This is a genomic window from Erythrobacter mangrovi, from assembly GCF_013260645.1.
Classification (GTDB): Bacteria; Pseudomonadota; Alphaproteobacteria; order Sphingomonadales; family Sphingomonadaceae; genus Qipengyuania; species Qipengyuania mangrovi.
The window spans coordinates 2,483,054-2,497,944 of the sequence record NZ_CP053921.1 but is presented as its reverse complement, the minus strand read 5'-3'; the positions used below and the strand labels follow the sequence as shown (position 1 = coordinate 2,497,944).

General features: G+C 62.2%; 16 protein-coding genes. 3 read left to right on the top strand and 13 right to left on the bottom strand.

Translation table 11 applies throughout. The features are described from left to right. Positions 1–4: 4 nt before the first annotated feature. Positions 5–904, bottom strand: coding sequence for a hypothetical protein (locus HQR01_RS12635; protein ID WP_173215203.1), 900 nt, complete (start codon positions 902–904; stop codon positions 5–7). Next, a complete protein-coding gene (locus HQR01_RS12630; protein ID WP_173215202.1) occupies positions 904–3,348 on the bottom strand; it encodes a cyclic nucleotide-binding domain-containing protein in 2,445 nt (814 codons plus the stop codon). The genes HQR01_RS12635 and HQR01_RS12630 overlap by 1 nt, the downstream gene beginning before the upstream one ends. Positions 3,349–3,475: 127 nt before the next feature. On the opposite strand from HQR01_RS12630, the gene HQR01_RS12625 reads away from it, so the two are divergent. Further along, entirely contained in the window at positions 3,476–4,405 is a 930-nt protein-coding gene (locus HQR01_RS12625; protein ID WP_173215201.1) for a tetratricopeptide repeat protein, read from the top strand. Here the strand turns inward: HQR01_RS12625 and HQR01_RS12620 are convergent. Together HQR01_RS12620 and HQR01_RS12615 are read right to left on the bottom strand one after the other, a co-directional pair. After that, positions 4,402–5,670: a lipopolysaccharide biosynthesis protein gene (locus HQR01_RS12620; RefSeq protein WP_173215200.1), complete on the bottom strand. Its 1,269-nt coding sequence runs from the start codon at positions 5,668–5,670 to the stop codon at positions 4,402–4,404. The genes HQR01_RS12625 and HQR01_RS12620 overlap by 4 nt on opposite strands. A gap of 16 nt (positions 5,671–5,686) precedes the next feature. Beyond that, positions 5,687–6,496, bottom strand: coding sequence for an NTP transferase domain-containing protein (locus HQR01_RS12615; protein WP_173215199.1), 810 nt, complete (start codon positions 6,494–6,496; stop codon positions 5,687–5,689). Positions 6,497–6,561: 65 nt separating this feature from the next. Between HQR01_RS12615 and HQR01_RS12610 the strand changes: the two genes are divergently transcribed. Continuing rightward, complete coding sequence (locus HQR01_RS12610; RefSeq protein WP_173215198.1) at positions 6,562–7,284, top strand: Nmad3 family putative nucleotide modification protein; 723 nt, start codon at positions 6,562–6,564, stop codon at positions 7,282–7,284. Here HQR01_RS12610 and mmsB read toward each other — a convergent pair. The 7 genes from mmsB to HQR01_RS12575 all read right to left on the bottom strand — a co-directional run bounded on the left by mmsB (position 7,271) and on the right by HQR01_RS12575 (position 13,520). Then, on the bottom strand, positions 7,271–8,137 hold the full coding sequence (gene mmsB / locus HQR01_RS12605; RefSeq protein WP_173215197.1) for a 3-hydroxyisobutyrate dehydrogenase: 867 nt from the start codon (positions 8,135–8,137) through the stop codon (positions 7,271–7,273). The two genes, HQR01_RS12610 and mmsB, sit on opposite strands and share 14 nt — an antisense overlap. A gap of 242 nt (positions 8,138–8,379) precedes the next feature. Then, a complete protein-coding gene (locus HQR01_RS12600) occupies positions 8,380–9,165 on the bottom strand; it encodes an enoyl-CoA hydratase-related protein (RefSeq protein ID WP_173215196.1) in 786 nt (261 codons plus the stop codon). Between the two features lies 1 nt (position 9,166). Further along, a complete protein-coding gene (locus HQR01_RS12595; protein ID WP_173215195.1) occupies positions 9,167–9,625 on the bottom strand; it encodes a hypothetical protein in 459 nt (152 codons plus the stop codon). A gap of 158 nt (positions 9,626–9,783) precedes the next feature. Then, entirely contained in the window at positions 9,784–10,830 is a 1,047-nt protein-coding gene (locus HQR01_RS12590; protein WP_173215194.1) for an enoyl-CoA hydratase/isomerase family protein, read from the bottom strand. Further along, complete coding sequence (locus HQR01_RS12585; protein ID WP_234030161.1) at positions 10,827–11,231, bottom strand: VOC family protein; 405 nt, start codon at positions 11,229–11,231, stop codon at positions 10,827–10,829. Before HQR01_RS12585 ends, HQR01_RS12590 begins: the two co-directional genes overlap by 4 nt. Further along, positions 11,228–12,373, bottom strand: coding sequence for an acyl-CoA dehydrogenase family protein (locus HQR01_RS12580; RefSeq protein WP_173215193.1), 1,146 nt, complete (start codon positions 12,371–12,373; stop codon positions 11,228–11,230). The genes HQR01_RS12585 and HQR01_RS12580 overlap by 4 nt, the downstream gene beginning before the upstream one ends. 64 nt (positions 12,374–12,437) lie before the next feature. Continuing rightward, on the bottom strand, positions 12,438–13,520 hold the full coding sequence (locus HQR01_RS12575) for a hypothetical protein (protein ID WP_173215192.1): 1,083 nt from the start codon (positions 13,518–13,520) through the stop codon (positions 12,438–12,440). A gap of 223 nt (positions 13,521–13,743) precedes the next feature. Between HQR01_RS12575 and HQR01_RS12570 the strand changes: the two genes are divergently transcribed. Then, complete coding sequence (locus tag HQR01_RS12570) at positions 13,744–14,142, top strand: GTPase (RefSeq protein WP_173215191.1); 399 nt, start codon at positions 13,744–13,746, stop codon at positions 14,140–14,142. A 45-nt stretch (positions 14,143–14,187) separates the two neighbouring features. On the opposite strand, the gene HQR01_RS12565 is transcribed toward HQR01_RS12570, so the two are convergent. Together HQR01_RS12565 and HQR01_RS12560 are read right to left on the bottom strand one after the other, a co-directional pair. Further along, on the bottom strand, positions 14,188–14,577 hold the full coding sequence (locus tag HQR01_RS12565; RefSeq protein WP_173215190.1) for a RidA family protein: 390 nt from the start codon (positions 14,575–14,577) through the stop codon (positions 14,188–14,190). Continuing rightward, positions 14,574–14,870, bottom strand: a complete 297-nt coding sequence (locus HQR01_RS12560) for an I78 family peptidase inhibitor (RefSeq protein WP_173215189.1) — start codon at positions 14,868–14,870, stop codon at positions 14,574–14,576. Before HQR01_RS12560 ends, HQR01_RS12565 begins: the two co-directional genes overlap by 4 nt. Positions 14,871–14,891: the final 21 nt, after the last annotated feature.

Here is a 14,891-nt window from a genome sequence, read left to right as displayed (position 1 = left end):
TCGCTCACCAATAGAAGAACACGGAAATGACGTGTGCCGTAAGCGCCGCCAGCAAGGCAATGGTCAGGGGCACATGGGCGAAGAGCCAGATTTCGAGCAGCGCCTTGGTGCGCATCTGGCGGCGAATCTGGTCGATCTGGCTGGCCCGGCGCCCAAGGAGGCCGCGGACCTTCTGCTGGGCAAGGTCATCCTCGTCCTGGTCGTAGGCGCGGTCGGTCGAGATCTGGTCCAGCGCGCGGCGCGTGGCATCGTGGCGGTCCGGCCCGCGAAGCCGCCCCCACAGGCCAGTCGAAAACACGTCCTGTTCGAGCGCGGCGATTACATAGTCGGTATCCTCGCGGGATAGCGGTTGCGCCGCAGCCTCCAGCTGGCGATCGATCATGGCGAGGCTCTCGACCATCTGCTCACGCGTCATCTCGCGCCGGTTCTCGGACAGTCTGGCGGGCAGGACGGCGTAGACCGATATCCCGTAAATCCCGGTGATGATGACCAGCATCATCAGCGCCCAGGCCAGCGTGTGCACGTTCCAGCCTAGCTGGAAACCGGTATGCAGCGTGCCGATCACCACCAGTGACAGTCCCAGCCAGACATGTGCGCTGGTCCAGCCCTTGAGGCTCCAGCTGCCCGGCGTGGGGCGCCGCTTGCGGACGCCCAGCCAGGCAAGCCAGACGATCAATCCCAAGCCGATCGTACCCAACGTATAGCCGTACCAGCTGCCGCCATTGTGGCGCGGCTCGACGTCGATCAGCAGGTAAGTGAGCAGCACGAACAGCGCGAGCCCGCCCGAAACCCTGGCCCAGAAGAAGCGACGGTGCGAAAGGAAGCTTTCGTGTTCGGCCGAACGCCGACGCTCTGCCGTAGCGAAGCCGGTGCTCTCATCGCTCTCTGTGAACTGCGAGGCCATTATTCGACCTCCTCGAGCCGGGCGACCGAGAGGAAGCGTTCGGGGCTGACCCGGATTGCCGCGCCGGTCGGGCAGGCACGGACGCAGGCGGGCCCACCCTCTATCCCGGAGCACATGTCGCACTTGATTGCGACTTTGGGAGCTTCGGTCCCCTCGGAGGCCTTCTTGCGCCACGAGTAGCTGGCTTCGCCGGGGCCGGGGCCGGTGCCAAACAGCATCCAGGACAGCAGGCTCGGCTTCTTGGGCGGCTTGGCATCCATGCGGATCACCCCATACGGGCAGTTGCGCTGGCAATTGCCACAGCCGATGCAGGTCTCGTCGATGAAGACCTCTCCATCGGGGCCGCGGTGGATTGCGTTGGGCGGGCAATCGGCCATGCAATGCGGATGTTCACAATGCCGGCATGATGTGGGCACGTGCAGGTGGGCATAGGTCCGCCCCGCCTCGCGATCGAGCCGACTGAGCCCGTCATGACTGTCGGCACAGGCCTTTTCGCAATTGTCGCAACCGACACAGAGCTTCTCGTCGATCAGTAGCACGTCGGTCGCTTCGCCCAGGCCGTTGTCGACCAGGAATTGCGCGGTTTGCGAATACATGTCGACCGCACCGCCGAAGCTGGCCTTGCGGCTTTCGACGAAGTCGTTGATCTCGCGCCGTGCCGCCATGTCGCTCAGGGCGCGCTCGCGGATTTGAGGCTTGCGATCAAGCAGCGCATTGAACGCTGTGCCGGGGAACCTGATCACTTCGCTCTTGATCGCCGCGCGCACGGTGGCGGTGCGGCTCAAGCCGTCGATCACGGCCATCTCACCGAAATAGGATCCGGCCGGCAGGTAGGACAGGAACACCGGATTTCCGCCGAGGTTCTTCTCAACGATCATCGATCCGCGACGGATGATGTAGATGTCCTTGTCCTCGGCGCCCTCCTCGACCACGGTTTGGCCTGCCGGTACATCGATCACCTCGGCGCTCTCGACCAGTTCGCTCACATCCTGCGGCGTCAAGCCGGAACCGAACAGCTGCAGCAACTGTCGCTCGATACTGATGCGGTCGATCGCTTCCTTGGCAGTTGGCACCTGCGATTGCAGCTTGAGCGCGGCTAGGCGTGAAATCTCGACTACGATCGTGTCTTCGGCGGCGCGAATGGTGGCACCGCGGCGGCGACCTGAAATGAGGCCGACCTCGCCGAAGATCGAACCCTGCTCGATCGGCACGGTGATTGAAGGATCGTCCGGATCGACCTCGACGGCGACCGATCCCTGCGCGATCCCGAACAGCGACGAACCGGGAGCATTGCGCTCGAAGATAACTTCGCCTCGCTTGAAGGCGCGGGCATCGGAACTGAGCATGAATTCGCGCATCTGCAGCGGGTTCATGCCATTGAGGATGCGCACATTGCCGCGCAGGAATTCGAGCCATTCCTCGGTGCTGCGGCGACCTGGCAAGTCCTTGAACTTCTCGACCAGGATCGGTTCGTCGGCTGGCTTGAGCTCGGTGTTGCCCGAGATGAACTCGATGACGTCATAGCCCTGGTTCATGCAATGCTTGATCAGCGGGTAGCCGGCCAATGCGCCGATCACGAAAATGCCCGGCGTGGTCGATTCGAACGTCGGCGAAAGCTTGGGGAAGGCGTTGCGGTCGGGGCTGGTGAACTCGATCCCGCACTCCTCGACGAACTTGCGTGGCGGGGCCGAACCAATCCTGGCGATGATGCGATCGCACTGGATGCGGATTTCGCCATCGCGGGTGGTAAGCGTGATCCAGCCAGGTTCGACCAGCTTGGTCTCGGTCTCGGTCCGGATGGTCAGCTTGCCCGCCTCATGGTCAGCAAGCAGAGCCTTGACGTTGGCGTCCTTGGCGGTGGGAAATTCGCTGCCGCGGTTGAGGATCGAGACCACGTTACGCTGCTGGGGGTCATCGGCCAGGCCGCGCGCATTCTCGATACCCGCATCGCCTGTGCCGACGATGATGATATGTTCGTCGTTGTATTCGGCCGGATCGTCGAGCTGATACTGGATATGCGGCAGGTCGTTGCCGGGGCAGCGCAGGCGGTTGGGATTACCCTGCGTGCCGATCCCCAGCACCACGTTTTCGGCGTGGATCACGTCGCCCTTCTTCGTCTCGATGGCAAAATCACCCTTGGATCCGGTGATCTTGACCACCTCAGCATTGTAGAGGGTGTTGACCTTCCCGTCTTCGATCTGACGGTCCCAGGTGTCGAGGATCGCCTCACGCTTGCCGGCATCGAAATCGAGGTCGCTGCGCAGCACCAGATTGCTGGGCGTCGCCATGACGTGCTTGCCCTTCTGGTACTTGAATATGGTGTCGGAGAGATGGTCGGTCTTTTCGATCAGGACGTGGCTCATGCCCAGCGATGCAGCGTGCGCAGCAGCGCTCATCCCGGCAGGGCCGGACCCGATAATTGCAACGCGAAGCTTCTCTGCCAAATCGCACCCCCCAGGCAGGACCGCGCGACCCTTTTTCTCTTATCGGACTGCATCATAAGCAAAACTGTGACGCTGGCAATTGCTGAGGGACCCCATTCTCACTAACCTCCCGCTGCGGGGAGGGGATATGACCGAGCAGCCGAAATCGATACGGGTCCAGAGCGGCGTTTTGCTGTTCGGTGTGGCGTTGGCGGTGGCCGTGGCGGCGATCGGCTGGCGCGCGTTGGGCGATGATTCGCCCGTCGAGCCAGAGGCAGCGGTTGCTTCCGACTCGATCGAAGCGCTCGAGCAGCGTGCGCAGGAAGCCGGTGACAATGCCTCGCCCTGGCAGCAACTCGCCTTTGCCCGCTTCGATCGCGGAGAATTTGCTGCGGCGGCGGATGCCTATCGCGAGGCCGTTGCGCGGGCCGCAGATCAGGCGGTGCTATGGTCCGCCTTGGGGGAATCGCTGGTCATGGCGAGCCAGGCAGATCCCTTGCCGGCCGAGGCGCTCGCCGCTTTTCGCAAGGCTCTGGCACTCGACCCGAAAGATCCCCGGGCGCGCTATTTCCTCGCAGTGAAGCGCGACCTCGATGGCGATCACCAGGGCGCGATCGACGATTGGCTAAAGCTCCTGGGAGACACACCGCCGGGCGCGCCGTGGGAGCAAGATCTTGCGCGAACGATCGAGCAGGTGGGCAAGATAAACGGCATCGCAACAGCCGCGCGACTGGAGCAGGTACAGGCAGGGCGGCAGACGACTCTAGCCGATGCGGCCGCGGTGCCTGGCCTGTCTGCAGGCAGTGCGATTCCCGGTCCGACTACCGAACAACTCCAGGCTGCCGGTGGGATCCCTCCCGGTGAACAGCGCCAGATGGCGGAAGGCATGGTTGCCCGCCTCGAGTCGCGACTGAAGTCCGATCCGGCAAATCTCGAAGGCTGGGTCATGCTCATGCGCAGTCGCCAGACGCTTGGTCAGGGGGATCTTGCGCGCAAGGCGCTGGCCGATGCGATCGCCGCCAATCCCACTTCTGCCGACCGCCTGCGCAAGGAGGCGGAGGTGCTGGGCCTGCGCTAGACGGGTTCGTCCTCCGGCTTCGGCTTCACGGTGATCGTGATCTGGCTGAGCGAGATCACCGCGACCCAGAAGCCGATCACCGACAGTGCGCTCCCGCCAAGGACGGTGAAGGCGGCACCCTTGAGGCCGTTCCAGTCCATTGCCACCTTTAGCAAGCCCAGCCCGATAATGGTCGGGACTGCCCGCATGACAAATGCGGTGCCAGCCCGCCCCGCGCTGACCAGGAGCGATTCAAGGCTGGCCCCAACCAGTTCGATCGCCCCCGCAATCGCGAGAATGACCATCGCCCAATAGACCACCCCGAATTCAGGCCCAGCGACGAGCATCAGGCCCTGGCGACCGAAGAAGATCGCCACCAAAACCGCCATTGCACCCCCAACCAGCGCAATGTTGGCCATGCGGCGGGCCATGTCATGCGCGTCACCGCGGGCGTGGACCAGCTCGGGGTAGATCGCCTTCGAAACGGTCTGCGCAAGGCTGACGAGCGCCTGTCCCAGCTGGCTGGCAACGCGAAAACCGCCGGCGAAAGCCTCGCCGCCGATTGCGCCGACCAAGAGGATCAGGACCTGCTTCGATCCGACGTTCAGGCTGCCGGTAAAATTGGTCGACCATACGAACTTCCAGGCACCGGGATGGTCGCGGGGAATCCGCCAGAGGCTGATCTGCGAAAGATCGATCCGTTCGCGCCTGCCTGCGGCGAACCACAGCGCTGCAGCCACGGCTACTTCCGCGGCGGCCCAGGCGAGGATGAAACCCCAGACGCTGGGAAGGAAGATCACGGCGAGGATCGCGCCGATCGCGCGGACGATCGGCTGGACGGCCTCGGCTGCGGTGGCCCGGCCGTATTCGAAACGCAGGCGCAACAGGCCCGTAGGGGTGGTACGGATTGCGAACAGAGAGACAAGGCAATAGCCGAAGGCGAGAGGCAACAAGTCAGTGGGCAGGGGCAGCCAGAATTGTGCGGACCAGCACAGCCCGGCGGCAAGGATAGAACCGAGCACGACCGAGAGCAGGTCGAGCGCGATGGCAAAGCCCGTCGCCTCGCCCGGGCCGTCATCGCCCGCGCCCCAGCGGACGACGAATTGCCAGGTCTGGAAGTTGGCCACGCCGGTAACGGTCTGGCCCATCGCCACGATGAGCGCGAAATAGCCGAAGCCGTCGAGCCCCAGCGTTCGCGTGGCGAGCGCCAGGTAGACGAGGCTCAACACCGCGTTGACCCCGCGGCCGCTGAGCAGCCAGCCGATATTGCGAATGAGGCGCGTCATCGTGTTTCGCGTCGCATCAGGCGATGGCATCGCGCTTCATCAGCAGACGCTCGGTCACGCCGAAGGAGCGTTCCTCGTCAACATCGATCGCGCAATAGCCGTTGCTCATCTCAAGCGGGACCATATTGAAGCCGAACCGCCGGGAAACCTGCGCGAACAGCTTTTCCTTGGTGCCCCAACCGAGGAAAAAGCGGATGAGGTTGGTCACCCCGAATGCCTTGGCGATGCGGCTGGGAAACTTCATGAATTGCCCGCCGCCACGCATGATCTCGGCTGCCGAAAGCGCCTGCGCGTTGCCGATCCAGTAGGTGTTGCAGTTCGAGAAGCCGCCATCGGAAAACTCGTAGAACTTCTTCTGGCCGACAGGATCGGCGGCAATCACGCCTTCCTTGCGAGCCAATGCGGCTGCGGCATCGGCTTTCGCAGCGATCGCCTTGTCGACGAACTCGGCGTAGTCCTGCGGCAACCACAGGCAGTTGTCGGCGGTGGTGATCAGCAGCGGAAACTGCGCGCCATCGGCCCCCGAGAAGACACTGTCGACGAGATTGAAGGCACCAGGCTTGAACACCAGCCGTCCCTCAGCCGCCAACTTCTCGATCGAAGGGATTGCCGCGATTTCATCGGGTTCGTGCGCCACGACGCGGATCTCGCCGATCCGGTCACAGGCCGCGACATTGGCGATCACCCGCTCGATCATCGGCATACCGCCCACGGGAACGACACACTTTTGCGCGACATTGGCCCTTGCGGCCAGCGGATCGAGCACTCCAGAGCGCTTGCCCGCCATGATCAGGGCGGTGACTTTGGTTTCCGGGGAGGTAGTCATCCGCGCCCCTTAGGCAGGAATACCGCGCTTGTCACGATGCCCGCGCGCGTGCAGCGGATTGGTGCATGCGTATTATCTTCAGCCGCAAGGGGTTCGATAGCGCCGCCGGCGGCGGGCCCTCGCCAATCGTCGATGGGCGACCCGTCAGCTTGCCGATCCCGGCGGGCGTCGCCTCGCGCACGACCTATGGCGATCTGGGCCTGGGCGATCACGCAGTTCGCGCAAGCAGGGGACGTCATGACGGCGCGTCGCTCTGCCATCATGACCCCACGTTCTTGCCTGGCGGTAGGTGCCTGTTCGGCCAATGCGGGGCGGCCCAGACTCATCTCCACAATCGCGGCGTCGGCGTGGGCGACGTGTTTCTGTTCTTCGGTCTCTTCAGGCAGGAGAGTGATGCACCGCACCACCGGATATTCGGATATCTGGAAGTCGCCGAGGTCATTCCGCTGGCATGCGGTGCGCCCGAGTGGCTGGTTGAACTCGGGCATCCCCACGCACTGGCACTGCATGGCAGCAACGACACGGTCTATGCCGGACCTGGGCAGACTGCAGCGCTGGCGTGCGAATCCTTGCGACTGACAGTGCCCGAGGGGCCGCTGACGCTATGGCAGCGCCCCGACTGGTTGGAGCCCGGCGGCCTGAGCTACCACGACCGGCGCGACCGCTGGCTGCGCGGCGGCAGGTTGCGCAGCGTCGCGCGCGGCCAGGAATTCGTCGCCGATATCGGGCGCAGGAAGGCTCCGCGCGCGTGGCTGGAACATATCCTCGACGAGATCAGAGCGTCTTGATGATTGCCGAGAAGTCGAGCCCGCCATTCGCCTCGGCAAAGCGTTCGTAGAGTTCGGCAGCGGTCGAACCGAGCACGGTTGTCGCACCGACGCTCCCCGCCGCTTCCATCGCAAGGCGCAGATCCTTGAGCATCAGTGCGGTGGCGAAGCCGCCCTGGTAATCGTTATCCGCCGGGCTCTGCACACCGACGCCGGGCAGCGGCGTATAGGCGTTGAGCGACCAGTTGTATCCGCTTGAAACGCTTGAAATTTCGTAGAATTTCTGCGGGTCGAGACCCAGCTTCTTGGCCATGGTCATGGCTTCGGCAGTGCCGATCATGGTGATGGCGAGCAGCATGTTGTTGCAGATCTTCGCGGTCTGGCCCGCACCGGCATCGCCCGCGTGGATCACCGCCTTGCCCATCGGTTCGAGCACTTCGCTGGCCCGCTGGAACGCCTTGTCGGTGCCGCCGACCATGAAGGTCAGTGTTCCGCCATTGGCCGCGGCGATCCCGCCGGAGACGGGCGCGTCGACCATGTCGTAACCCGCTGCCTCGGCCGCCGCGATGACTTCCTTCGCGGTCGCTACGTCGATGGTCGAACAGTCGAGCAGTACCGCACCCGCTGGTGCATGACCGATCACGCTTTCGGTATAGACCGATCTCACGATGGCGCCGTTAGGCAGCATGGTGACGACGCCATCGACACCCTGCACCGCTTCGCGCGCATCGGTGAAGGTCGCGCAGCCATGCTCCTTCGCCGCGGCGAGCGCCGCTTCGGACAGGTCGAAAGCGTTAACCGAATGTCCCGCTTTGACGAGGTTCGCGGCCATCCCGCCGCCCATATTGCCGAGGCCTATGAAGGCGATTTTCATCTGTTATCCTCTCACTGTCTCTCATGGCGACAAGGCGACAAAGGCGACTCGGTGTCGCTTTCTTGAAAACGTTTACTAACCAGTCACTTACGCCGCATTTCCGGGCGGAAGGCGACACATCTTCCGATTTCGGAGAAAATGCCGGCTCCGGCTCGTCGTGTGGCCACGATCTGCCCCTACACCGGTAGCGGGGCCGTAGGAAAGCGGGGTCCTTTGCGAGACGATGGGCCGCCGCATCGGGTCTACCGCCCCTTCCACTGCCCCTCGCGCTTCTCGATGAAGGCGGCCATGCCTTCCTTCTTGTCCTCGCTCGCGGTGAGGATCTGGAAGATGCGGCGTTCGATGACCAGGCCCTGGTCGAGGCTGGTCTCGAAGGCGGCGTTGACCATTTCTTTGTTGGCGATCGCGGCCATCGGCGGCTTGCTGGCGATGGTTGCCGCAGTCTTCATCGCTTCTTCGATCAGGTCTTCATGCGGCACGACGCGCGCAACGAGATTGGCGCGTTCGGCCTCTTCGGCACCCATCATCCGGCCGGTGAGGCACATTTCCATCGCCTTCGACTTGCCGACCGCCTTGGTCAGCCGCTGGCTGCCTCCCATGCCGGGGGCCACGCCAAGGTTGATTTCGGGCTGGCCGAACTTGGCCTTGTCCGAAGCGATGATGAAGTCCGCCATCATGGCCAGCTCGCACCCGCCGCCCAGCGCGAAGCCGTTGACCGCGGCAATCCACGGCTTGCGGGTCTTCTTGACGATTTCGCTGGTCCAGGGGCTGAAGAAATCGTCGAGATAGAAATCGGCCGCCGCCTTCTCGCTCATCTCCTTGATGTCGGCGCCCGCGGCAAAGGCCTTGTCCCCCGAACCGGTGAGCACCGCACATCGCTGGCTGGCATCGGCCTGGTAGGCGGCGAAGGCCTCGATCAGTTCCTCGAGCACCTGCGAGTTCAGCGCATTGAGTGCCTGGGGCCGATTGAGCGTGATCAGCGTGACCGCGTCGCGCTTTTCGACGGTGATGGTTTCGTAGGGCTTCAACTTAGTTCTCCTGTTCCCTGTCGTTGCCGGGGAGATCAACCTTCACGGGTTCACCGTCCAATATCACCCCCCAGCCATAGGCATAGCGGCGGTCGCAATCGGCACTTTCCGGAGTCTCGAAGTGCAAAAGATCAAGCAATCCGAAGTCTGAGGAGCGTTTGGAAAGCGCTGTCCCACTGACCAAGACCCGTGGAGGGTTGTAGTCTTCGGTTCGACGACCGGTCCCGTCGAGTTGATAGATGGCTTCCGATTGCCGGTGACTGATTCGATATACCTTCATGTCATCACGTGTCAGAACCGGATCCTGGCGTGGTCGCCTTAGGTCTCGAAATATTTCGCCATCGGTGAAATCGACGTAGGTTCCATCCGCGAGAATGAGGCGCAATGTCCCGCTGTGGATGCCCGAGTAAAGCAGCTGGATTGATTGACCGGCGAGTGGCCTGATTACGAGTTCCCTCATGCAAATTGTCGCTGGTCCTGCAGTGGTGAAGTCTTCGACTGCGCCCAGTTCGATACCATTAACGGTCCTGGGCGGCTCCGCGAATGACGGTGACGAAGGCCCAAGCATTAAAAGTGCAGCAAGCAGGCGCCGCCAGGGGCAAGTGCGCCTACTTGCGTTCACAGTGGTTTCCATTCCTCGTCTGCGGGAAGCGGGGCAAAGATGCTGTCGAGCAGTTCATCGCTCACGCCCTCGGGCGTTGCCGGGTCCCATTTGGGGTCGTGGGTCTTGTCGACGATCACCGCGCGCACGCCCTCGGCAAAATCGGGGCGGGTGAGCACGCGCGAGGCGATCCGATACTCCATCACCATGTTGTCGGCGAAATTGTCAAGTTTTTGACTTTCAGCCAATTGGCGTAATGCAACCTTGCACGTCTGCGGACTCTTGGTGTGCAGCGTGGCCAGTTCCTTGGCCGCCCATTCGCTGTCATCGGCTTCGAGACTTTCGAGGATGTCCTCGTAGCGATCCGAGGCAAAATGCTTCGCGATCAGGTCGGCATTGCCCTCGATCCGCGCAGGCGGAGGCGTGACTGAGAGTTCGGATAGAATTCCGGCGATGCGGTCGGGATGCTCGGCGATCCGCGCCTTGGCCTCGGCGAGCTTTTCCGTAGGCAGGTAGTGCGTGGCGATGCCCGCCCATAGGCACTCTGCCCCGTCGAGCCGCGCCCCGGTCAGTGCCAGGAACTGGCCCATCCGTCCGGTCAGGCGAGACAGGTGCCAACCGCCGCCGACATCGGGGAACAGGCCGATGCCGGTTTCGGGCATCGCAAAACGGGTATTCTCGGTCGCGACACGAAACTTGCACGGCATGGCGATGCCCACACCACCGCCCATGGTGATGCCATCCATGAAGGCCACGATCGGCTTCGAATAGGTCATCATCTGGTGGTTGAGCTGGTATTCGTCGTGGAAGAAGGCACGTCCCGACGTGCCGCCATCGTTGAGCGCGGAATTGCGCAGCAGGTTGATGTCACCCCCGGCACAGAACCCGCGGCCCTCTGCATGGTCGAGAATGATTGCTTCCACGGCGTCGTCGTTGTCCCAGTCGGTCAGCGCCGCGCTCATCGCATGGCACATGTCGAGCGTCAGCGAATGGAGCGCCTTGGGGCGGTTGAGCGAAAGATGGCCAGCACGGCCATGAGTATGGATATGGACCTCGTCGGTCATGCTGCTTTCCTGCGTTCTATCAGATCCCAGCGATTGCCCCAGGGATCGTTGAAAACCGCGACCGTGCCGTAGGGCTCATTGCGCGGCCCCTCGGTGAAGTCCACGCCCCATGCCACCATGCGGGTGTGAGCGGCGGCGAAATCGTCGGTATCGAGAAACCACCCGACGCGCCCGCCCGTCTGGTTGCCAATGGCCGCCCGCTGGTGGTCGTCTGCCGCGCGGGCCAGGAGCAGCTTGCCCCCATGCGATCCGGCCATGACCACCCAGCGTTTGCCCGAACCAAGGTCACTGTCTTCCACCAGCGCGAAGCCCAGCGCATCGCGGAAGAAGGCGATTGCTTCATCGTAATCGGGCACAACCAGCGCCGTCATGGCCAGGCTGGTCGAGGGCGCGCCGGTCATTGGCGGAGCATTTCCCGGCCAACGATCATGCGCATGACCTGGTTGGTGCCCTCGAGAATCGAGTGGACGCGCAAATCGCGCCAGAAACGCTCGATCGGGTATTCCTTGAGGTAGCCGTAGCCGCCGAACAGTTGCAGGGCATCGTTGACGATCTTGCTGCCGCTATCGGTTGCCAGCCGCTTGGCCATGGCAGAAAATTTGCTCTTGTCGGGCGCGTTGTCGGTGACCTTGGCGGCGGCGAGATAGAGCAGCGCGCGGGCTGCCTCCAGATCGGTGGCCATATCGGCCAGCATGAACTGGGTGTTCTGGAAGTCCGCGATCGGCTGGCCGAACTGCTGGCGTTCCTTGGTGTATTTCACCGCTTCGTCGAGGCAGCGTTGCGCCCCGCCGAGCGAGCAGGCGCCGATGTTGAGCCGCCCCCCGTCGAGGCCTGCCATCGCATAGCGGAAGCCATCGCCTTCCGGACCGACGCGATTGGCGACAGGCACGCGGCAATCCTCGAAGATCAGCTGCGCGGTGGGCGAGGCGTTCCAGCCAAGCTTCTTCTCGGGCTTTCCGAAGGACAGGCCCGGCGTGTCCTTTTCGATGACGAGGCAGGAAATGCCCTTGGACTTGTGCTCGCTGGTGCGGACCATGACGACGTAGATGTCGTTGAAGCCGCTGCCGGAGATGAACTGTTTGGTCCCGTTTAGGACGTAGTGGTCGCCATCGAGCACGGCCGTCGTCTTGAGCCCGGCGGCATCGGAGCCCGAGCCCGGCTCGGTCAGCGCGTAGCTGGCGATCTTTTCCATGGTCACGAGCTGCGGGAGGAAGCGCTTCTTGACGTCTTCGCCCCCAAAGCGGTCGATCATCCAGGTCGCCATGTTGTGGATCGAGACATAGGCGCTGGTCGCCGGGCAGCCGTAAGCCATTGCCTCCATGATTAGCGCCGCTTCGAGCCGACCCAGATTGATCCCGCCCGACTCTTCACTGACGTAGATCGCGCCAAAGCCGAGCTCGCCGGTCCGCTGGATCACGTCGCGCGGGAAGTGGCTTTTCTCGTCCCACTCGGCAGCAAAGGGGGTGATGTTGTCGGCGGTGAACCGCTGCGCCATTTCCTGGATGGCAAGCTGGTCGTCGGTAAGCTGGAATTGTCCGGTCATGCGGGCCCCCTAGCACCTGTTTCAGTGGCAGGGCCAGTCCGGAAATTGGGGTCTCACAGGGTGGCTATTTGTAGAAGAACCATGCGTCGTCGTGATCGTCTGCGACGTATCCCTTGGCTTCAATTTTCGCCTTCTCTTCAGCCTCTGCACCCCGTTTTCCGGACAACATATGCAAATGCGTCAGCGAGCTCGGTAGCTTGAGCGATGCAGGATCGATGTCAGTGAAAATCCAGCGCAAGCTCTTGAGAGAGGTGCAATCGGCAAGCCCCTCAATCCGATTGAGTTTCTGGCAGTTGTAGAACCACAGGTGCTCGAGACTCGTGTTGCCCGGCCCGAACCGAACGTGCTCCAATTGCTGTTGGTCCTGCATGAAGAGTCGGCGCAGGGAAGGGAAGCGCTGCATATCGCCAAGCTCCGCCAGATTGCGGACCATGGTGAACGCAATATCCTCAAGCTTGGGCAGTTCGATATCCGCGATGCTGGCAGCACCGCCCAGATTGAACTTCAGGGCACGCAGGTTTGCCATTCCATTGAGGAAGCTGAGATCGAGGCCGGTCTTGGCGGAGAAAGTGAACTCCTCCAACTGTCCAAGGTTGGCGAGCTTCTCAATGTTCTTGTGATGGCCGACAAGGAAGAGCTTCTGCAGCTTCTGGCCGTTGGCGAGGGGAGAGAGGTCGAGCGCCTTTGTGTTCGTTTCGGTGAGAGTCAGATGGGTAAGCTGGCCAAAATTGAGGTGGTTAAGCAGCTGCTTATTGTCGAGGCCGAAGTAACTGACGCACAGACGCTTCAGGAGCGGTAGTTCAAAGGCTGACTCAAGATTGATCGCTTGGTCAAATCCGCCGAGGTGGAGCGATTGCGCTTCAGGAAAGGCGTGTACTTCGCGACCATCGAACACGTCGCCCCGATGATCGTAGAACCGAACCGTTAGCGCTTCGCCCCACTCACGGCACATGGCCCGCACGCGTTCGACATAGTCGTCTGCAGCAATGATCGGGCCATTTTCCTGGTCCCACGCGTCGGACGGCTTGAGCATGCGCACCGCATCGCGGATGGGGCCATTGAACTGGATCGTCGCGTCTTTGCCTTGCCGAAGCTCGGCCTCAACCTCTTCCAGATTGCTCGCATGACTGAATTCGCGCTGTGCCACCTTGCCGACCCTTTTTTCTCAAGTTTGTAAGATGCTTCGCTTCATCTTCAATCTGCCGCTTCGATTCATTTGGTCCAACTTTGAAGCGCCGCAAGCAGTTCTGAAAGCTGAACTCTTCCACCTTCGGTTTGTTCGCAATTGGTTAACCGGTGGTCCCTAAGCGACGGGCAAGGGTCGCGATCCCTGTCAGGGTCGCTGAAATAGCAGAACGGGGGTAACAATAGTGAGCAATAATGATGCGCAACTAATTCTGGTTTATAATGCGAATGGCGACAAGATTAGTGTATTGTTGGACGTGGTGCACAAAATCGTCTCGCCATCTACCTATCAATGCTCATTGTGTTCTGTAACGCATGGTGCAATTTCTATGCACGCGCGTTGGAAGGATTTTCTCAAAGAATTTCCGCGCAAGCCGATAGAATATCACCGGGATCAATTCCTGAAAGAGTTCCCATCCATCTCAATCAGCTTTCCAGCTATTCTTGTGCGCTTCGGCGACGGTCCGCCGCGTGTGCTGATAACGAGCGTGGGGCTTGGGACGGTTTCCGAGATTGACGATTTGATCGAGATGGTCCGATCGCGCCTGCAGGAGGCGCAAAGCAAGAATCTGCGGATGGCTTGACCGCTCCTCGACGCCCCCAGCCTCGATCGGTTGGGGGCGTCGATGTCAGTCGCCCAGCAGGGCTTCGGCCTCGATTTCGACTTTCCATTCCGGTCGGCAGAGCCAGGCAACGCCTGCCATGGTGGCGGCCGGACTGGCCTTGCCGAAAAAGCGTGCATGGACTTCGCCGACCGCGTCCTGGTCCGCTGGGTCGGTCAGGAGCATGCGTGTACGCACGACGTCGGCAGCCGTGCCACCGAGTTGTTCGAGCGCCCGCAGTATCAGCGTAAAACACCGCTCTGCCTGCTCGGCCGCGCCACCGGGCGTGGAACTGCCGTCATCCTCGACCGGGCCTGTGCCGGCAATGATGACGCGGTTCCCCACCCGAACGGCGCGGGCAAATCCGAACAGCGTTTCATAGGGTGAGCCGGTAAAGGCGTGGTCTCGTTTGCTCATCCGCAGGTGATCTCGGTAATTTTCATGCTCTCGTCGTAGCGCACGTTCACGCGGTCCGGGCGGTAATCCATCGTCCAGGCGGAATTGGGCGGGCCCCAGCGCAGCGACTGAGCACCGCTGTCCCGAAGGATGGCCGCGCCCATCCCGGCGGTTGCGTCATGCCCGATATGGCCCTGCGCCGCTTCTGCATTGCAGACGCGCGCCTCAGGCGCAGGTGGCGCAGGGGGCGCTTCGGGTGTGGTCATGCAGCCGGCAGTCAGCAGGCCAGCGAAGGCGGGAAGCAATGCTCGCATGGGGTACTCCTCTTCAGATCC